Below are 18,895 nucleotides of genomic sequence, written 5' to 3'. Positions count from 1 at the left end.
TATGCCTCGTGACTATCTGAAAAAGGCTACCCTGACGGCGCAATCGCATGCCTCAGAAGTGCATGACACCGTCAAAACCATCCTCGCCGACATTGAGGCGGGCGGCGACGCAAAGGCGCTGGAATATGCAGCCAAGTTCGACAAGTACGAAGGCAACGTGTTGCTGAGCCAAGAGGAAATCGACGCTGCATGCGCGCTGGTGCCTGAAAAACTTAAGGCTGATATCCGTTTTGCACACGACAACGTTCGCAGATTTGCGGAAACGCAAAAAGCTACTGTGTCGGATGTACAGATGGAAATTGTACCCGGTTTCATTGCAGGTCAAAAAGCGATCCCCGTCGACGCCGCAGGGTGTTATGTGCCAGGTGGACGATACAGCCACATCGCCAGCGCAATCATGACCGTTACAACTGCCAAAGTTGCTGGCTGCCGTCACATCACCGCCTGTTCACCGCCGCGTCCAGGCGAAGGCGTGGCACCTGCGATTGTTTACGCCGCACACATCTGCGGGGCCAACAGTATTCTGGCCATGGGAGGCGTTCAGGGTGTGGCCGCAATGACATACGGCTTGTTTGGCCTACCAAGAGCTAACATTCTTGTGGGCCCTGGCAACCAGTTCGTGGCCGAGGCAAAACGTATTTTGTATGGCAAAGTTGGCATCGACATGATCGCTGGCCCAACCGACAGTCTGATCCTTGCGGATTCCACATCCGACGCGCATGTGGTTGCAACCGATTTGGTCAGCCAAGCCGAACATGGCTACAACTCTCCAGTCTGGTTAGTCACGGACGACCGCGAACTTGCACAGAAGGTTATGGATTTGGTCCCTACCCTTATCGACGACCTCCCAGAGCTGAACCGCGAGAATGCCTTTGCTGCGTGGCGTGACTATGCCGAAGTGATCGTTTGCTCTGGCCGCGAAGAGATGGCCGCCTGCTCGGACGAATATGCCCCCGAGCATTTAACTGTTCAGGCCGAAGATCTGGATTGGTGGCTGAACCGACTGACCTGTTATGGTTCGCTGTTCCTAGGCGAGGAAACAACTGTGTCTTACGGAGACAAGGCGACAGGGACGAACCACGTTCTACCGACATCCGGTGCCGCCAGCTACACTGGCGGACTGAGCGTGCACAAATACATGAAAATCGTGACATGGCAGCGAGCAACGCGAGAGGGTTCAAAATCGATCGCCGAAGCGACTGCGCGTATTTCCCGCCTTGAAGGTATGGAAGGACACGCCCGGGCGGCAGATGTGCGTCTTGCGAAGTATTTTCCCGACGAAAAGTTCGACCTGACCGCCGATGGCTGATCCACGAACGTTGTTTGACCTGTCTGGACGGGTGGCTTGCGTCACTGGCGCCAGCTCGGGCCTTGGCCGGCAAGCCGCGAAAACGTTGGCTGATGCTGGCGCCTGTGTCGTCGGTTTGGCAAGACGCACCGAAGCGCTGGCACAAATGTGTGACGAGATCGGGGAGCGTGCCGCAGCTGTCGTTGGCGATGTTGCGGATCGATCAGGTGTTGCATCGCTGGCGAAGGAAGTCTCATCAAAATTCGGTGCACCGGACATTCTGGTCCATGCTGCAGGCATTAACACACGTGAAGCTGCGGACGACGTGACTCCGGAAGGGTGGGATACCACTTTGGCACTGAATTTGAGTGCTCCATTCTTTCTAAGCCAAGCGATGGTTCCCGCCATGAAGGAACGCGGATGGGGACGGATTGTTAATTTTGCCTCTCTGCAAACCAGTCGAGCTTTTCCAGGTGGCGTTGCATATGGCGCCACAAAGGGCGGAATAGGACAATTGACCCGGGCTATGGCCGAAGCGTGGTCGCCCCACGGCATTAACGCGAATGCCATCGGACCAGGGTTTTTCCCTACAGAACTGACCCAAGCAGTGTTTGACGACCCTGAGCGTGCTGCACGTAACGCTGCGCAAACCTGCATACGACGAAATGGTCAAATGGAGGATATCGACGGTCCAATACTGTTTTTGTGCTCTAAGGCTTCGGATTATGTGACTGGACAAATCCTTATGGTGGACGGGGGATTTACAGCAAAATGAAAGCTCTGGTTTATCAAGGTGTAGAACGATTAACTTTCGAAGATGTGCCGGATGCTGCTCCCAATACCAATGAGCATCTGATCCGAGTCGAGGCCGTTGGGATTTGTGGCTCAGACATGCATGCATATCTTGGGCACGATGCCCGGCGCCCTGCCCCGCTGATCCTTGGCCACGAGGCGGCCGGAGTTATTGTGGGCGGACCAAAAGACGGAAAGCGCGTGACTATCAACCCATTGGTGTCTTGCGGCAATTGCCCGGCTTGTACGTCTGGTCGTGAAAACCTCTGCCCGGACCGTCAAATAATATCGATGCCACCGCGCGAAGGTGCCTTTGCACAATTCGTCGCCATGCCAGAGGCAAATCTTGTTCAGGTTCCTGACCACGTTCCAATGGTCAAAGCAGCTCTGGCAGAGCCTTTGGCTGTAAGTTGGCATGCTGTCAGGTTGGCGCTCGAGGCGTTGAACCCTGCGATGGAGCAACGCGCCCTCGTTATTGGCGGCGGAGCCATCGGTCTGGCTGCAGCGTTAGCCCTTAAGGCGATGGGAGTTGCGGACACGGTGATTTCAGAGCCAAACAATGTGCGCCGGGAATTTCTTGTGGATTTGGGCGGACTCGAAGTCTGTGCTGAACCTGATGGGACTTACTCAATTGTCATCGATGCCGTCGGTTATGCAGCCACTCGCGCGACCGCCTCTGCCTGCGCCGCGCCAGGCGGAGTAATCGCGCATGTTGGTCTAGGCGAAGATGCCGGCGGGTTGGACGTGCGGCGCATGACCTTGCAGGAAATTACCTTTATCGGGACGTATACCTATACTGTCGAAGATTTTCGTCAAACGGCACAAGCGATCTTTGATGGGCGACTTGGAACACTTGATTGGACGGAAGAGCGCGCCTTGTCTGATGGCGCGCGCGCTTTTCAAGACATCCGTTCTGGTACGGTCGCTGCACCAAAGATTATTCTGTCCCCATGGGCATAGACCCGAAACAACCGGAGGCACACATGTATAAGAAAATTCTTGTCCCAATGGCGCTGGACCATGACATTTCGCAAAATACGCTCGAAATAGCCCGTGCACTGTCGGGTGAAGGGGCACAGATCGTGGCGCTTCACGTTTACGAGTTACCGCAGGGCTCGGTCAGCACCTATCTGGACAACTCCTTGGTCGAAGAATCCTATCGGCGTGCACGCCAGCTTTTGCTGGAAAAAACTGCCAATCTTGAAGGTGTTACAGCCGAAATCACCAAGGGCCATACAGCGCGTACAATCATAGATTATGCCACTGAGAATAAAGTCGATTGCATTGTAATCGGCTCACACAAGCCCGGAATAAGCGACTATTTTCTTGGGTCGACCGCATCGCGGGTCGTCCGACATGCGCCCTGTGCCGTGCATGTTCACCGCAATCCTTGAACCGTTAATCGCGCCTCTTGCGCCTCACAAAGGACAGACAGACCGGAAATGAACATAGACAAAAAGATCACCGACGATCTTGTGGCAAACAATATTTCGTTTGTTACCACCGTGCCATGCAAGCAATTGGCCGGAGTAATCGAGGAAATCGATGCACATGATGAAATTTTTCACATCCCCTCGAATAAAGAGGACGAAGGGATGGGTCTGTGCGCTGGCGCCTGGATGGGTGGAAAGCGTCCTGCAATCATAATGCAAAACACAGCCATCGGTGTGACGATCAACACTCTTGCTACACTGATCCAGTATTACCGCATGCCTCTGCCGATGCTTATTTCTTATCGCGGGGAATTACGTGAACCTGTTGCTTGTCAGGTGGAAATGGCGGTTCATACTAAAGCGCTGTTGGCACAAATGAACATCCCGACCTATCATTTTCACCATCAGAAGGATGTCGAGGAATTGGACATGATCCTCAAGTACACGTTCATGTGCAACAAACCGGTCGCAATCCTGACCGATGCCAACTTTTGGGGAGGCTATGGCGACCAATGATCCGTTCTGAAATCCTAAAAGAAATAGCTCCGATCCTGCGCGATCAACTGGTTGTCTGCAACATCGGCATTCCAAGCCAGGAGCTGCACGCTATCGATGACCAGCCGACCAATTTCTATATGCTGGGCACCATGGGTTTGGCGTCGAGCATAGGTTTGGGTTTGGCCCTTTCTCAGCCGAAGCCGGTGATCGTGATCGATGGTGACGGGTCAATCCTGACTAATCTTGGCACCTTGCCGACAATCGCCAACAACGTGAGCGACAATTACATTCTGTTGATCATCGACAATGGATCTTACGGTTCAACGGGTGATCAGCCTACCTATGCAGGACAAAAAACCTCTCTTACGAAAATGGCTGAGGCTGCTGGATGCGAACGCGTCATAGAATGTACGGCCGAAGATACTGGTCGCGCGCTGCAAGAAGCGCTTGATGCCAAGAAAATGACGATCATCGTCAGCAAATGTGAAAGTGGTAACGCCAAGATGCCAGTTATCACAATGGACCCGGTCGTTATCCGTGACAGGTTCATGAAAGCCGTACAGGCATAATGCCGCAAAGCGCCATTCACTGTTCAGAAGACGCCCGCCGCCTAGCGCGGCGGCGTCTGCCGTGGATGGTATTTGACTATATCGACGGGTCGGCAGGTGGCGAAACTGGGGCCGTACGAAACCGCGCAGCAATGGACGCAATGACCCTGCGCCCTCGAATCCTTCGAGATGTCAGCGAGAGGTCCGTAGCAAGTTCAGTTTTTGGCAAAGCAGCGAAAGCGCCGTTTGGTATCGCACCAATGGGTATGTGCAACCTTTCGGCTCCGGGTGCAGATATGATGCTGGCCCGGCTGGCGGCGAAGTATTCAGTTCCACTTGGGGTTTCAACTGTCGCTTCGACATCAATGGAAGAGATAATCCTCGCGGCAGAAGGAAATGCGTGGTTTCAATTATATTTCAGCGGCGATGGCACCGGGACTTTTAAACTGGTGGACCGGGCAAAGGAGGCTGGATACGAAACTCTTGTACTAACCGTGGACGTTCCCGAAGTGGGTCGACGTCCGCGCGAATTGCGCCATGGCTTCCGGATGCCGTTTCGGATGGGTCCCAAGCAAGTTCTGGATTTCGCACTTCACCCACGCTGGTCCCTGACCACATTGATGCGGGGTAAGCCCCAGATGGCAAACTTTCAGATGGAAGGCTATGAATTCGACCGAACCGAAAGCCGCGCAAAGGCAGATTGGCAAACATTGGCGCGCCTCAGGGAACGCTGGTCCGGCAATCTGGTCGTCAAAGGCGTATTGGACGTCGAAGACGCGGTAGCGCTCAAGGATGCTGGGGTCGACGCTATTCAGGTGTCGAGCCACGGCGCCCGACAGCTGGAAAGTGCCCCATCACCATTTTTGATGCTGCCTGAAATCCGCGCAGCGGTTGGTGAAGATTATCCCCTTTTCTATGATAGCGGTCTGCGATCTGGAGAGGATGTTCTGAAAGCACTTGTGTCTGGTGCGGACTTCGTTTTTTTCGGTCGGATCATGCAATTTGCAATCGCAGCGGAAGGAGAAAATGGCCTTCATCAGCTGTGGTCTATCCTGACCGACGAAGTGGACATCGCGATGGCGCAGCTTGGGATCACCGAGGTCAATCAACTGCGATCCAAAAAAAATGCTCCGGCGCAATAGCTTTGGAAAAAACCGACAGCGGACCGGAGGTACACGCTGCATGTTCAATTCATAATGGCTTCAATCTTCTCCAAAGTCGCAATATTTACCGCAACCCCATCCGCTTGGGCGCGCAAACGCTTTGCCCCGCGTCCATCGCCGGGCAGACGCGCGCCTTTTTGCGTCCGGATTGCATCGACTAGCCCGGCAATCCCCGTCGAGAACAAGTCGTCAGAGGTGGCGCTCGGATCTATAGCAATGAAAAACTGACCGGTCTTCGGCGGGCCGCCCGCCGTTCCCGAAAAAGGCGAAGCGTGGATTCCCAGCGTAGCCCCAGTGAGTGCCGCGGCCATAACCTCGGTTAGGAGCGCGATCCCAACACCCTTGTACCCGCCGGAAGGGGCCATTGACCCCTTCAGGCCCACTGCTGGGTCGTTAGTAGCATTGCCATCGGGGTCCAGGGCCCAGCCAATCGGAATTGGTTTGCCTTCGCGTGCGTGTTTCATAACTTCGCTTCTAGCGATGGTACTTGCGCTTTGATCGATCAGCAAAGCGGGCTGACCACCTGCTCCCGGAACGGCAAGAGAAAACGGATTGGTGCCAACGACTGGTATCGAACCGCCTGACGGCGCAATCGAAGCCGGCGCGTTCGTAAAGCCCAACCCAACAAGCCCAGCCTGCGCCAATCGATGGGTGTGATACCCTAACACGCCGCAATTATAACTGTTTCTGATTGAAAGCGCCGCCACGCCCTGTTCCCGCGCTGCTGGCACCAATTCTGCGAAGCCCAGTTCGATGGCAGAATGGGCAAAGCCCGTGGCCGCGTCGACAGTCACAACCCCCGGCCTTGGTCGCGCCAACGTGGGTTCCGCTTGACCATCAACCTTTCCGCATTGCACATGCTCACAGTAGATTGGAATATAGGCGAGACCGTGACTGGCCACGCCATCAGCCTCGGTGGCCGCAGTTGCCACGGCCAACGGTCTGGCGTTCTCTGCGCTTGTACCAGCGGCCACCAATGCGCGAAATGCAAGATCTTCGATTTCAGCAATAGAAAGTGTTTTTGTATCAGTCATCTTTGCGCCACTTTAATCATTATCAGTTAGTCCTGCACCCGCGCCCAATTGACGGGATTCTTCGGTTGCCGGGGCGTAAGTGCGTTGGGCGAATTGGTTCAACCTGTTCCAGATTGCCCGGTCAGGCGTGGCTCGTGTTTGGCTGCACGTTGGCCTGTTCAGATCGCCCCCCAACTGAATGGTTACGCGCGCCGCGACATCAGGGTAGCTTTCTACAGAAAGTAGTTGTTTTCCGTCAGTGATCGCGATCTCTCCGTCGATGTCTACCGAAACACAGTTAGAAACTACGAGGGAAGCATTAGCCGCAAACGGCAACAGAATCTCGGGAATTGCGATCGGGCTAGTATCAATCTGGCCGTCTAACAAACGACTGGCGCTGTCCGACAGCAGCGCCCCTGTGACCAGGGGACAAAGTATACTCTCGCAAGACCACCGTTCTTGCTGTCTTGTTGGAGCGTGTTCTGATGCAGAAGGCGCAAGGCCCAACTCCAACAGTCGAGTCAGAGCCGAGACACCGTCCAAACCATTGGTACATAACCAGCGCGACGCTTTACCTGCCTCTTCTGCAAGCCCCCAACTGTATCCAGCCCCGCGAGCCGCTCTTTTTGCTGTCGCCTCGACCTCATTGAGAGACAAGTTCACGTATCATCCTCCGGATACACCCAAAGGTCAGCATTATTCTGCGTCAATTCCTCGGGATATGGCGCCCCTGCATACATGCAAATTCTCACCCAGCGGTCGGATCGCGGATCAAAGTGAGTTGCACCGAAAAAGGACAGTTTCGCCCGCAGCATATCGATCGGCAGAGTTTTCGCGCCAATGGTGTTGTCCTGAATCTCACTATAAGGCGCAAGGCGGCTCATCTGAGCACGACGAACGGTGTGGCGGTGTTCCGGATGACTTAGCAAAAACGCCGCGATGGGTTGATCTGCCTCCCACTTTTCCAATGCCGCAAATGCGGCGACAGCGTCACGCGCCGGGGCGAGGGGTTGCTCATATTCCTCAATGGGTTCTTCGAACCGTTCGCCTAGGCGAGGCTCCAACTTTTCTTCGGACACATACCATGCCCTGGCGCAGTGTTCCCTTGCCGTCCAGTCCAAGCTAAGCGCCCAATCGAAATTGTCTTGTATCAGATCGCGGACCGCGGCCACTGGCATCGCGCCATCAATTCGAAACGCATCCGTATTGCTGTCCGACATGCAGTTGGATAGCCCATCCACCAGATGCCCGTATGGCTCTAAAATCAACGAAGCCACGAGCTCTTGCCCTTCTTCACTAAGCGCACTCTCTGACCAAGTTACTAGACGGTCCCACGGATGAATTTGTTTCAGAACGTCCCCTGCCAGGTAAGCGACCAGCGTCTGCAAGTCCTTGTTTAGCGCCCCAAGTTTCTTCACTTGTATCGGATGTTCGGACCGCCAGTTTTCTACTGAAAGCACACTTCGCCCGACCAATTCTTGAAAGGTGTTAGTTTCATCCTTCGTTGCAGACTGAATACAGCGGACACAGGCAACAGCCTCTTCGCGGGCCATGATCCAATTATTGAACAAGATCGGGTGATTAATGATGAAAGGCGCCATTCCAAGGCCCGTTGAATTTCCGATGCCCAATCGCCTCGCAATGTCTGGTCGAAGCGGCACAGCCCGATTTCCACCTTGCGCAACCGCCATGTGTTGCACCAAATCGCGGACGAATGTGCGGGTAAGATAAACAGACAGCATCTCGATCTGGAACGGTGCTTGAGCTTCGTCCCGTTCAGCAATGACATCGCGATCCGCTGCGCCAAATTTGCCCGACCCGTAGACGGCTGTTGTGCGCATCAGGTAGCCCACTTCATCAATGCGCTTGGGGTTTGGTTGCTTTCCGGCTGCAAGGCTGTCGACCACGTGTGCCCACAGCCGAACCGAACGGTTTGCTCGCGATAGCGACAATTCACTTTCAGAAACACGTCCGGCTTCTTGCAACGGTACGTTTTTTGACAAGCGATCGATGTCCTCTTTGGATGGGACACCGTCAAATAAAGCGAACGTAGCGTCCCAAGCTTCTGCAATCACCCGGTCAGAACGTTTTTCGTCGGGCAAATCATGCGCGAAGGCCACAAGTGAATAGGCGCGATGTGGGCCTTGTGCGGTATAAACAGCGCTGCCAACGCCTCGGTCGTCAACATCAAAGACCGGTCGTGTGAACTGCCAACCTTCGCTGGCCATTCTGCGGGTCAATACCCTCATGAAACTCAGGCGGCATTGGTGCATAGACCCAAGCCGGCTGAGGCGCATGACTTTGGCAGGTTCCCTGCGGGTAATATGTCTGCCTTGCAAAGTCATATGGCCATCGGTCCGAAGTTATCCGCAAAAAAGCGATACCAGTTGCCGCCCATTATGCCCGCAACTTCTTCTTCGTTCATACCAACGGCACGCAATCCTGTTTCAATGTTACCAAAATCGCGATTGTCGCGGAACCAATCTGGCATCAGAGGAAAGCCCGGATTGCTGGCCGACCCTTCACCATAATCGATTCCCTTGGTCCATCGCCCAACCCGCATCCATTCCACGACACTGTCCGGTTGGTCCTGACAAAGGTCTGAACCAATTCCCAGATTCTGTACGCCGTATCTATCAGCAGTGCGGGCGATCATTTCGCAGAAACTCTGTAATGTGCAGTCCGATTTATCTTTAAGATGATGCGGGTAAATCGAAAATCCAAACATCCCGCCGTTTTCCGTGACTGCCCGGATCACTGCATCGCGTTTATTGCGTAATGCTGGCGACCAGTCATGTGGGTTGGCGTGCGTAATAGCTATCGGCCTTTCGGATAGTTCGGCCGCCTCTATTGTTGACCGATCTGCCGAATGGCTCATGTCGATGACTAGGCCAACACGGTTCATTTCTTTGATAACCTGCCGCCCCATACGGGTGATGCCGGTGTCTTCGGCCTCGTAGCACCCAGTCGCTAAAAGCGACTGGTTGTTGTACGTCAATTGCATAAATCGCGCACCCAGGGTGTGCACAATCTCAACCAAACCAATATCGTCCTCAATAGGGGCTGGGTTCTGAAACCCAAAAAAGACAGCAGTTCGATCAGTTTCCTTGGCCTTGTCAATGTCGCTGGCCCACTGACCTTTGACGATAAGGTCCGGAAACTGCTCGAACCAACGGTTCCATTTTTCAAAATTCAGAACCGTTTCCCGGAAATTCTCGTGATAGGAAATTGTGACGTGAATCGCGTCGACGCCACCCTCTCGCAACTGACGAAATACCTTTTCGGACCAGTTTGCATATTGCAATCCGTCGATGAGCATCAGGCAGGATTCCCGGCGCTGATATACGCAGTCTTGACCGTGGTGTAGAATTCGGCTGCTGCCTTGCCTTGCTCCCGCGGGCCATAAGAGCTGTCGCCGCGTCCGCCAAAGGGGACATGATAGTCGGTGCCAGCAGTGGGCAGGTTCACGGTCACTACACCGGTCCGGGCGTTTTTGCGGAAATGCGTCGCGCGGGCCAAGCTTGTGGTCACAATACCCGACGTAAGGCCGAAACTTGTGTCGTTTACGGTCGAAAGTGCCTGCTCATAGCTGTCAACTTTGATGACACTAGTGAGCGGCGCGAACATCTCTTCCCGGTTAATGCGCATGTCATTGGTAGTGTTAATAAATACACCTGGTGACATGTAATATCCGTTATATGGCAGGTCCAACCTTTGACCGCCACAAATCAGCTCGGCACCTTCGGAGCGCCCGAGTTCTACATAGGCAAGGTTTTCGCACAACTGCTGTTCGCTGACGACTGGGCCCATTTGAGTACCTTCTTCCAAAGCGTGACCAACCTTCATCGCCTTTGCGCCAGCAACCAGCTTTTCCACAAACGCGTCATGCACTGCGGCATGGACAACTAGCCGTGACGAAGCAGTACATTTCTGACCGGTGCCGCCAAAGGCACCACCCAGCGCCAACGTCACGGCCAAGTCTAAGTCTGCGTCATCCATGACTGCTAATGCGTTTTTTGAACCCATTTCCATTTGAACCTTTGTCAGGTTCTGAACCGCGGCCGTCGCGATACCTTTGCCGACGGGTACTGACCCAGTAAAGGAAATTGCATCGACCTTTGGGCTCTCGACCAGGTGCTGACCAATTCGGCGACCCGATCCCATCACCAAAGAAAACAGACCTTTTGGAATATCTTGTCGTTCAATGATTTTGGTAAGGGCTACGGCAGAGGCCGGAGTCAAATTGGCGGGTTTCCATACAACGGCGTTCCCATAGCACAATGCAGGGGCAATTTTCCAAGAAGCAGTGGCAGTAGGAAAGTTCCACGGGCTTATGACCGCGACAACGCCTACGGCCTCACGACGAACATCGATTTCGATATCTGGCCGAACGCTGTCAGCGTTTTCACCGATCTGACGAAGACATTCTGCAGCGTAGTAGGTAAAAAATTGCCCTGCCCGATAGACCTCACCCCTGCCCTCTGCCAATGGCTTGCCTTCTTCCCGCGACAACAACCTACCTAGCTCTTCGGCGCGCGCCATTAGCTCATCGCCGATACTCATCAAAACCGCTTGCTTGCGTTCAATGCCGTAGGCTGCCCATTCGGTTTGCGCTACTCGTGCCTGAACCAGTGTTGCCTCAAGTTGATCAAGATTGGCCTGAGCATACATGCCAATGAGATCGCTGAGGTCAGAAGGATTGCGGTTTTCGATCTCGCTTTCGCCCGCCAGCCATTCGCCGGCAATCAGGTTCAGTTCAGTCACGTTGCGCACCAATTCCTAATATTCGTTCTGCAATATGATGGACGCTTGAGCCAACATCAGTCAAATTCGAGTTATTTAACGAAGCTTCAGGAATTCTGAAATATGGCGATCAAAATCGAAATGCTTCGATGTTTTTGTTCGGTGGCGCTGTCCGGTAACCTTGTCGAAGCCGCAGAGCGTTTGGGGCGCACTCAATCCGCTGTTTCTATGACCCTGAAACAGTTTGAAGATCATCTGGGCAAAAAGTTGTTCGAAGGAGAACGGAAAAACCGACTTTCACCATTGGGTCAGCAGGTTTTTGAAATTTCACTTAAACAAGTGCGTCAATTCGATCAGACGGTTCAATCCATCCAAGCAGCGGCAGACGCCGAACGTGGACTGCTGCGCATCGTTTCTGTTCCGTCAGTTGCAGCACTAATTTTCCCCGCTGTTCTCGACCATATGACTAAAAAGTTTACCGGATTGAAAATCGAACTGCGGGACACCGATACACAACAGGTGCTGGATGCACTGGTCGAGGGCAAAGCCGACTTGGGTATAGCTTCGGGATATCATCCAATGAATGGCTTCAATGCTGTACCGCTCTTCCAGGATCAATTTGGACTTGTATGCGCTTCTGACCACCCGCTTATTACCAGGGACGAACCGCCTACAGTCGAAGACGTTGTTTCAGCGCCGTTCATACGCAATGCCCTGTGTGACCTCATTCAGACACCAAGCTTTCAGCGCGCAATCGAACAAGCCGACGTCACCATACAAAACACACATTCGCTGATAACCATGGTAAGAACTGGCGCTTGGGTCACTGTTCTTCCTCGGATGGTCGCGAACTTCATTCCAGAAACCACGGCGTTTCGCACCATATCCGACTTGCCAGACACGCGGCAAGTTTACCTCTATGTAAGGGAAAGAGCACGCTTTAAGTACATAACCGACGAGTGCAGAGAGTTCATTCTAGATCAACGTCTTGCGTCATACTGTTAAACGAATTTCTTTTTCTCCTTCGGGCGCTGGAACCGAGGCTCGCTCACCGGACTCGACTTTGCATCAAGAGCGGGCAAAATTGGAGCGAGTAAAAAGCTTTTGCCGGGTGGGAGGAGAAGTATGCCAATTGTCCGACAGTTTGGAACTTGGGCAAAAATCGTCTTCGCCGCAGTCGTTCTCGTCATAGTGCTTAGCCCAACAAATATTGCGTTGGCCGATACAAAAACTGCAGGCGTTGTGTCACAACCCCAGCAGAACTGGGCGGAGGTCAAAACGATCCTTGATCGACGCTGTGTCGTTTGCCACAGCTGTTACGACGCGCCTTGCCAGCTAAAGTTGACCTCGCCCCAAGGTCTCTTGCGCGGGGCTAGCAAAGAAGCCGTCTATCACACCGAACGTCTGAAGGATGCACAGCCCACGCGTCTTGGCATTGATGCACAGACAGTGCCCGAATGGGTAAGGCTTGGTTTTTTTCCGATCTTACATACTGAAGAGCAATCTAAGGAAGACAGCACTTTACTGGAAAAGTACCTTAACCTTGGTCTTGAATATCCGCTGTCAGCAAATAATCCCGTACCTGACGAATTGGGCCTAGCAATCGATCGACCGCTTGTCTGCCCTACATCATCGGAATTCGGCGATTTTCGCAATTCACATCCCTTAGCCGGCATGCCTTATGCAGCGGCGCCACTATCAGAAAACGATTTTCATGTACTTACGAATTGGGTGCGCAGAGGTGCACCGATTTCGTCTTCCCTTGCGGAGATGCCCGCAGAAATTCAAAGCCAGATCGACGCTTGGGAAGCATTTCTAAATGGTTCTGATCTGCGAAATCGATTGATGAGCCGTTATCTTTACGAACACCTTTTTCTTGCGCGTCTTCATTTTGACAATGACGATTCACGAAGATTCTTTAAGCTTGTTCGGTCTATCACGCCTCCGGGTAAGGCGATTGACGTCGTCGCAACCCGGAGACCCTTTGACAACCCCGGTATCGAACAGGTCCACTACCGTTTGCAGGTTATTGATGAGAGCATCGTGCACAAGGAACACCTCGTGTACACGCTTGGCCCAGACCGGATGTCCCGATTTAAGGAGCTATTTCTGGACACTGACTGGAATTTGTTCGAATTGCCACCTTATGGCACAGCCGAAGGGGGTAACCCATTTAGTACTTTTTCGGCAATCCCAGCCCGAAGTCGATATCAATTCCTGCTGGATGACGCATTGTTTTTCGTCCGCAGTTTTATTCGCGGCCCGGTTTGTCATGGCGAAACTGCGGTAGACGTGATCGAAGACCGATTTTGGGTTAGCTTTCTCGATCCGGACGCAGACCTATCTGTTACAGACCCCGACTTTCTTGAAAACGGGGCTCAATATCTCGAACTACCAGTTTCGGATATGAATGACGGTGCGCTGGGAGATTTGCAGGCATTTTCGCATAAAAACCAGGTGCGCTACATCGAATATCGCGACAGCCAGTACCGTAACAGTTCGATTTTCACGACGGGATTTGACTATAGCTCGATCTGGGACGGCGACGGCGCTAATCCTGATGCGCGCATTACTGTTTTCAGGCATTTCGACAATGCTTCAGCGATGACTGGTTATCACGGTGCTGTTCCAGAAACCGCCTGGATAATCGACTTTCCGATATTCGAACGCATCTATTATGACTTGGTGGCTGGGTACGATGTGTTCGGGAGGGTGGAACATCAACTTTCCACACGCCTTTACATGGACGAGCTGAGAATGGAGAGCGAAGATCTGTTCCTCTCTTTCATGCCTGAAGACGTGCGGCAAGAAATGCACAATGGCTGGTACAAAGGCACCCTCGCAGAACTGCATACATATTGGCATCGCCGTCACGTCGACAACGATTTCCCGTCTGGAATTGAGTTTACAACCCCCAACCCTAAGAAAGAATTCCTTGTGGAATTATTGCGTAATGGCAAGGGTTTATGGCCTGTTTCTGATGCAATTAACAGATGTTCACCTGGTGATTGCCTACAGCACTTGCAAGATCCAATTGATCAGACCGTACGAGGCCTTGCAAATCAACGCGGCCCTTGGGTGCAATATCTGCCAGATCTATCAATTCTTATTGTCGAGACAGAGGATGGCTCATCAAGAATCTTTTCTCTTGCACATGACAAAGCACATACCAATGTCGCGTTCCTCTTCGACGAAGAAGCACGCAGAGAACCGCAAAGCGATGTACTGACGGTTATCCCGGGGCTATTTGCCAGCTATCCGAACTTTTTCTTCAATGTTCGCCAAGAAAAATTGGGTGATTTCATTAAAGAAACAAAAGCTGTTCAGTCTCAAGATGAATGGATGGAGTTAGTGGCCGAATACGGTGTGCGCAGAACAAGCCCCGATTTTTGGGAATCCAGTGATTTCCTGAATACTTACTTTTTGGATCAGAGTCCGATTGAGGCCGGCATACTGGATCTCAACCGCTACACAGATCCAAAAAAAGAAGACGATCCAACCTGACACCACAAAAACAACTAAATTCGCAGTCTAGATTAGTTGGACAATAACCCCGCCAAAGCGACTTGTCGGCTAGGGGATCGGCGCCTAGTTTAATATTATGTGGTCTTTTGCCGATATCCGGCCTGCTTACAGCAAGGCAGAGCGAATAAGCGACGGTGTTGTGCACATTGCAGGTCTGGCAGCGGCGATAGTGGCGGTTCCGACACTGATAACCTTGACCGCGCATCATCGTTCCGATCCTGACGCAGTATTGGGTGCTTCGGTATATGGGATCACTCTAATTTTGATGCTGACGCTTTCCGCCCTTTACAACATGATTGACAGCGAAAGATGGTCGGGGCTTTTACGCCGTCTTGACCACTCTGGAATTTACGTAAAGATTGCAGGAACTTATACGCCGTTCTTACTGCTATCTGGCGTTCAAGCTCCGGGGTTGCTCATTGGCCTCTGGTCTTCTGCAACCTTGGGTTCTGCATTAAAACTTGTCGACCCAAATCGGTTCAGGTGGTTTGGCCTTACCCTGTATGTGGGGATGGGATGGGCTATAGTCTGGGCCGGAGAATCTCTTTTGATGGAACTTTCACCTACCGTCTTGGCGTTGATGATTGCGGGCGGTGTTGTCTATACCTTGGGGATTATTTTTTACCTTATGGAGTGGCTGCCGTTTCATAACACGATCTGGCACGTATTCGTCCTTACAGGCAGTGTTTTGTTTTTCATTGCTGTGGCGGTGCGCATTGCACTGGTTCCACAAATTCAACTCTGAACGTCGGTGAGAAACCCCACCCCTCGTTACCCATATCTCGGCGTTTTCCGGCTTTGCGTGGTTTTTACTTCACTTGCGGTAGATCGCATTCAATCTGAAATTACATTTGCGATATGGCCTGGTCTCCCATCACATCAGAGACGTAAAAAGTGTTTAAAATCAATTTGTAATCTAAATACTAAATTTTTAGTTTGACAGCATGGCGAAAAATCGCTGATGCTGTCCCTCATCCGGTCTAGACCGGAGAGCCATAATTTTTGGGAGGAAACAGATGCGGAGACATCTACTTTCCGCAGTGGCGGCGGCTGCCGTCATTGCGGGGCACGGTCCCGTGTGGGCCGACGAAGCCGCAGCACAACGCTGGATCGACGACGAATTCCAGCCATCGACACTGTCGAAAGACGAACAGATGGCGGAAATGCAATGGTTCATCGAAGCCGCACAGCCTTATGCTGGCATGGAAATCAACGTCCTTTCCGAAGGCATCCCGACACACTCCTACGAATCCGAGGTCTTGACCAAAGCGTTCGAGGAAATCACGGGAATTAAGGTCAACCATCAGATACTTGGCGAAGGCGAAGTGGTTCAGGCGGTCCAAACCCAGATGCAGACCGGACGGAATCTGTACGACGGTTATGTAAACGATAGTGACTTGATCGGCACTCATTCACGTTTGCAGCTTGCTTATCCGCTAACCGACATGATGGGCGGCAATTGGGCGGCTACAACTTCACCTACGTTGGACTTGGATGACTTTATGGGCATTCAGTTCACGACCGGACCTGATGGCAAACTGTATCAGCTGCCTGACCAGCAATTCGCGAACCTCTATTGGTTCCGTAAGGACTGGTTTGATGACGAAAACAACAAAGCCGCTTTCAAAGAAAAGTACGGTTATGATCTTGGAGTACCGGTCAACTGGTCAGCATATGAGGACATCGCCGAGTTCTTTACTAACGACGTAAAGGAAGTCGACGGAGTGGCGATCTATGGCCACATGGACTACGGCAAACGCGCACCAGACCTAGGTTGGCGCATGACCGACGCTTGGCTGTCGATGGCTGGCGCGGGCGACAAAGGCGAGCCGAACGGCATTCCCGTCGACGAATGGGGAATCCGTATGGAAGCGGGCACCTGTAATCCGGTTGGTGCATCGGTGTCTCGTGGTGGTGCAGCAAACGGCCCAGCAGCGGTTTATGCGATCCGTAAGTGGGATGAGTGGCTGCGGAACTATGCTCCTCCGGGTGCTGCGTCCTATGACTTCTATCAGTCGCTTCCGGCACTCAGCCAAGGCAACGTGGCTCAGCAGATTTTCTGGTACACAGCCTTTACAGCCGACATGGTGAAGCCGAAGTCCGAAGGCAACAATACTGTGGACGACGAAGGCACACCGCTTTGGCGGATGGCTCCCAGCCCACACGGCCCTTATTGGGAAGATGGACAGAAAGTTGGCTATCAGGACGTGGGTTCTTGGACGTTCCTGAAATCAACTCCTGAGGATCGCGCACAGGCTGCTTGGCTGTACGCTCAATTCGTGACCTCCAAAACTGTCGATGTGAAGAAGTCCCACGTTGGTTTGACCTTCATCCGCGACAGCTCGGTCAACCACGAATCGTTCACCGAACGCGCACCCAAGCTGGGCGGTCTTGTCGAGTTTTACCGCTCGCCTGACCGCGTCGCATGGTCGCCGACCGGCATCAACGTTCCGGACTATCCGAAGCTGGCCCAGATTTGGTGGCAGCAAATTGGAGACGTGAACTCTGGTGCATTCACTCCGCAAGAGGCAATGGACCGTCTGGCTGAAGAAATGGACATCACCATGGCCCGCATGCAAGCCGCGGATGAAGGTGCCGGTGTCTACGGCGGCTGTGGCCCACGTTTGAACGAGCCACAGGATCCCGCCTTCTGGCTAGAGAAAGAGGGTTCTCCCAAGGCTAAGCTGGAAAACGAAAAGCCAGAGGGCCAGACCGTCAACTATGACGAACTGGTTCAGCGCTGGCAGTCCCAGTAAAGCGTTGAAACCCGGGGGTGCCGTTTCAGGCATCCCCACCCAAGACCAAGGCAGCGAAATTTGCTGCGGGATCGGAATCCACGGACATGATTGAACTACAAGACGCGACAAAACGGGTCGGCAACGTCATCCATATCAAGCCAACGAACCTGACGCTGCAAACAGGCCATTTTAACGTATTGTTGGGTGCAACTGGCTCGGGAAAAACCTCTCTGATCAAGATGATGGCCGGGTTGGATCCGATCGCTTCTGGCAGCGTCCTGATGGACGGGCAAGACGTTACGCGGTTGAACACTCAGAAACGCAAGATCAGCCTCGTGCACCAGTTCTTTGTGAATTACCCACACATGACGGTGTTTGAGAACATAGCCTCGCCGCTTCGCGTGGCAGGTATGGCCCAATCCGAAATCGACGGACGTGTGGAAGAGGCCGCCGATCTACTGCAGCTGCGCCCGATGCTGCAACGTCGTCCGCACGAGTTGTCAGGTGGGCAACAACAACGCACCGCCCTAGCCCGCGCGATAGCAAAGGAAAGCCGCGCCGTTTTTCTGGACGAGCCGTTGGCCAACCTGGACTACAAACTGCGCGAGGAACTACGAGAGCAACTACCCGATTTGTTCGCTGGTCGTGGCGCGGTCGTTGTCTATGCCACCTCGGAACCCGAAGAGGCTTTGCTGCTGGGTGGCCGGACAGCCCTAATGGAAGACGGGCACGTGACCCAGTTCGGATCAACAGCAGATATTTACCGAAACCCCGAAAACCTCGCTGCAGCGCGCGTGTTCTCGGACCCCCCGATTAACGTTGCACCAATAAATGTGTCGGACTCAACGGCTCGACTGGCGGGCGGTGGTGACTGGGCCGTGCCAGAAATGGCTGACGGAAACTATGTGGTCACCGTACGTCCACATCGCGTGACACCTTTCCGCACTTCGGAAGCAGATGTTGAGCTGACCGGCCGTGTGATTGTGACTGAATTATCTGGATCCGATTCCAGCGCTCATTTCCAACATGGGGATGAAGCGTGGGTTTCACTGGCGGCTGGAGTTCACCCTTATGAAGTGGGTGAGGATCACATTTTCTATATGAACCCGGCTCATTGCCGTTATTTCGGCCAAAACGGCAAAAGGGTGGCCTGA

17 protein-coding genes are annotated in these 18,895 nt (G+C 53.1%); 12 read left to right on the top strand and 5 right to left on the bottom strand.

Translation table 11 applies throughout. The features are described from left to right. Position 1 precedes the first annotated feature (1 nt). Genes hisD through AC2FNV_RS01690 form a run of 7 tightly spaced genes read left to right on the top strand, consistent with a single transcriptional unit; the run spans position 2 to position 5,701 of the window. Complete coding sequence (hisD, locus tag AC2FNV_RS01720) at positions 2 to 1,309, top strand: histidinol dehydrogenase (RefSeq protein ID WP_170603894.1); 1,308 nt, start codon at positions 2 to 4, stop codon at positions 1,307 to 1,309. Then, positions 1,302 to 2,063: an SDR family NAD(P)-dependent oxidoreductase gene (locus tag AC2FNV_RS01715; RefSeq protein ID WP_170476031.1), complete on the top strand. Its 762-nt coding sequence runs from the start codon at positions 1,302 to 1,304 to the stop codon at positions 2,061 to 2,063. The genes hisD and AC2FNV_RS01715 overlap by 8 nt, the downstream gene beginning before the upstream one ends. After that, on the top strand, positions 2,060 to 3,040 hold the full coding sequence (locus AC2FNV_RS01710) for an alcohol dehydrogenase catalytic domain-containing protein (protein WP_170603895.1): 981 nt from the start codon (positions 2,060 to 2,062) through the stop codon (positions 3,038 to 3,040). The genes AC2FNV_RS01715 and AC2FNV_RS01710 overlap by 4 nt, the downstream gene beginning before the upstream one ends. 23 nt (positions 3,041 to 3,063) lie before the next feature. After that, on the top strand, positions 3,064 to 3,474 hold the full coding sequence (locus tag AC2FNV_RS01705; protein WP_170603896.1) for a universal stress protein: 411 nt from the start codon (positions 3,064 to 3,066) through the stop codon (positions 3,472 to 3,474). 48 nt (positions 3,475 to 3,522) lie between these two features. Further along, on the top strand, positions 3,523 to 4,029 hold the full coding sequence (comD, locus tag AC2FNV_RS01700; RefSeq protein ID WP_170476036.1) for a sulfopyruvate decarboxylase subunit alpha: 507 nt from the start codon (positions 3,523 to 3,525) through the stop codon (positions 4,027 to 4,029). Beyond that, a complete protein-coding gene (comE, locus tag AC2FNV_RS01695) occupies positions 4,026 to 4,580 on the top strand; it encodes a sulfopyruvate decarboxylase subunit beta (protein WP_170476038.1) in 555 nt (184 codons plus the stop codon). Before comD ends, comE begins: the two co-directional genes overlap by 4 nt. After that, entirely contained in the window at positions 4,580 to 5,701 is a 1,122-nt protein-coding gene (locus tag AC2FNV_RS01690) for an alpha-hydroxy acid oxidase (protein ID WP_170603897.1), read from the top strand. The genes comE and AC2FNV_RS01690 overlap by 1 nt, the downstream gene beginning before the upstream one ends. A 44-nt stretch (positions 5,702 to 5,745) precedes the next feature. On the opposite strand, the gene AC2FNV_RS01685 is transcribed toward AC2FNV_RS01690, so the two are convergent. Genes AC2FNV_RS01685 through AC2FNV_RS01665 form a run of 5 tightly spaced genes read right to left on the bottom strand, consistent with a single transcriptional unit; the run spans position 5,746 to position 11,499 of the window. Continuing rightward, positions 5,746 to 6,756, bottom strand: a complete 1,011-nt coding sequence (locus AC2FNV_RS01685) for an Ldh family oxidoreductase (RefSeq protein WP_496772224.1) — start codon at positions 6,754 to 6,756, stop codon at positions 5,746 to 5,748. 12 nt (positions 6,757 to 6,768) lie between these two features. Continuing rightward, a complete protein-coding gene (locus AC2FNV_RS01680; protein ID WP_170603899.1) occupies positions 6,769 to 7,398 on the bottom strand; it encodes a DUF3726 domain-containing protein in 630 nt (209 codons plus the stop codon). After that, entirely contained in the window at positions 7,395 to 9,080 is a 1,686-nt protein-coding gene (locus AC2FNV_RS01675) for a hypothetical protein (RefSeq protein WP_496772222.1), read from the bottom strand. Before AC2FNV_RS01675 ends, AC2FNV_RS01680 begins: the two co-directional genes overlap by 4 nt. Then, a complete protein-coding gene (locus AC2FNV_RS01670) occupies positions 9,077 to 10,054 on the bottom strand; it encodes a membrane dipeptidase (RefSeq protein WP_170603901.1) in 978 nt (325 codons plus the stop codon). Before AC2FNV_RS01670 ends, AC2FNV_RS01675 begins: the two co-directional genes overlap by 4 nt. After that, positions 10,054 to 11,499 carry an aldehyde dehydrogenase family protein gene (locus AC2FNV_RS01665; RefSeq protein ID WP_170603902.1) on the bottom strand — a complete coding sequence of 482 codons (1,446 nt, stop codon included), beginning with the start codon at positions 11,497 to 11,499 and terminating at the stop codon, positions 10,054 to 10,056. Before AC2FNV_RS01665 ends, AC2FNV_RS01670 begins: the two co-directional genes overlap by 1 nt. 102 nt (positions 11,500 to 11,601) lie before the next feature. On the opposite strand from AC2FNV_RS01665, the gene AC2FNV_RS01660 reads away from it, so the two are divergent. The 5 genes from AC2FNV_RS01660 (at position 11,602) to AC2FNV_RS01640 (ending at position 18,895) form a co-directional block, all read left to right on the top strand. Continuing rightward, entirely contained in the window at positions 11,602 to 12,483 is an 882-nt protein-coding gene (locus tag AC2FNV_RS01660) for a LysR family transcriptional regulator (RefSeq protein ID WP_170603903.1), read from the top strand. 120 nt (positions 12,484 to 12,603) lie between these two features. Continuing rightward, positions 12,604 to 14,982 (top strand): fatty acid cis/trans isomerase, encoded by a 2,379-nt coding sequence (locus AC2FNV_RS01655; RefSeq protein WP_170603904.1) that lies wholly within the window; start codon positions 12,604 to 12,606, stop codon positions 14,980 to 14,982. 97 nt (positions 14,983 to 15,079) lie between these two features. Then, entirely contained in the window at positions 15,080 to 15,748 is a 669-nt protein-coding gene (trhA, locus tag AC2FNV_RS01650) for a PAQR family membrane homeostasis protein TrhA (RefSeq protein ID WP_170476055.1), read from the top strand. 271 nt (positions 15,749 to 16,019) lie between these two features. Continuing rightward, positions 16,020 to 17,759 carry an ABC transporter substrate-binding protein gene (locus AC2FNV_RS01645; RefSeq protein WP_170603905.1) on the top strand — a complete coding sequence of 580 codons (1,740 nt, stop codon included), beginning with the start codon at positions 16,020 to 16,022 and terminating at the stop codon, positions 17,757 to 17,759. Positions 17,760 to 17,845: 86 nt separating this feature from the next. After that, a complete protein-coding gene (locus AC2FNV_RS01640) occupies positions 17,846 to 18,895 on the top strand; it encodes an ABC transporter ATP-binding protein (protein WP_496772218.1) in 1,050 nt (349 codons plus the stop codon).

This window comes from Ruegeria sp. BHSA163 (assembly GCF_059613365.1).
Note: the sequence above shows the minus strand (reverse complement) of the source record. Positions and strands in the feature narration are given on the sequence as shown.

Excerpts from the sequence above, each read along its gene's own strand:
- AC2FNV_RS01670 (WP_170603901.1), bottom strand. The coding sequence starts at position 10,054 with ATGCTCATCGACGGATTGCAATATGCAAACTGGTCCGAAAAGGTATTT.
- AC2FNV_RS01685 (WP_496772224.1), bottom strand. The coding sequence starts at position 6,756 with ATGACTGATACAAAAACACTTTCTATTGCTGAAATCGAAGATCTTGCA.
- comE (WP_170476038.1), top strand. The coding sequence starts at position 4,026 with ATGATCCGTTCTGAAATCCTAAAAGAAATAGCTCCGATCCTGCGCGAT.
- AC2FNV_RS01655 (WP_170603904.1), top strand. The coding sequence starts at position 12,604 with ATGCCAATTGTCCGACAGTTTGGAACTTGGGCAAAAATCGTCTTCGCC.
- hisD (WP_170603894.1), top strand. The coding sequence starts at position 2 with ATGCCTCGTGACTATCTGAAAAAGGCTACCCTGACGGCGCAATCGCAT.
- trhA (WP_170476055.1), top strand. The coding sequence starts at position 15,080 with ATGTGGTCTTTTGCCGATATCCGGCCTGCTTACAGCAAGGCAGAGCGA.
- AC2FNV_RS01675 (WP_496772222.1), bottom strand. The coding sequence starts at position 9,080 with ATGACTTTGCAAGGCAGACATATTACCCGCAGGGAACCTGCCAAAGTC.
- AC2FNV_RS01705 (WP_170603896.1), top strand. The coding sequence starts at position 3,064 with ATGTATAAGAAAATTCTTGTCCCAATGGCGCTGGACCATGACATTTCG.
- comD (WP_170476036.1), top strand. The coding sequence starts at position 3,523 with ATGAACATAGACAAAAAGATCACCGACGATCTTGTGGCAAACAATATT.
- AC2FNV_RS01660 (WP_170603903.1), top strand. The coding sequence starts at position 11,602 with ATGGCGATCAAAATCGAAATGCTTCGATGTTTTTGTTCGGTGGCGCTG.
- AC2FNV_RS01710 (WP_170603895.1), top strand. The coding sequence starts at position 2,060 with ATGAAAGCTCTGGTTTATCAAGGTGTAGAACGATTAACTTTCGAAGAT.
- AC2FNV_RS01640 (WP_496772218.1), top strand. The coding sequence starts at position 17,846 with ATGATTGAACTACAAGACGCGACAAAACGGGTCGGCAACGTCATCCAT.
- AC2FNV_RS01645 (WP_170603905.1), top strand. The coding sequence starts at position 16,020 with ATGCGGAGACATCTACTTTCCGCAGTGGCGGCGGCTGCCGTCATTGCG.
- AC2FNV_RS01690 (WP_170603897.1), top strand. The coding sequence starts at position 4,580 with ATGCCGCAAAGCGCCATTCACTGTTCAGAAGACGCCCGCCGCCTAGCG.
- AC2FNV_RS01715 (WP_170476031.1), top strand. The coding sequence starts at position 1,302 with ATGGCTGATCCACGAACGTTGTTTGACCTGTCTGGACGGGTGGCTTGC.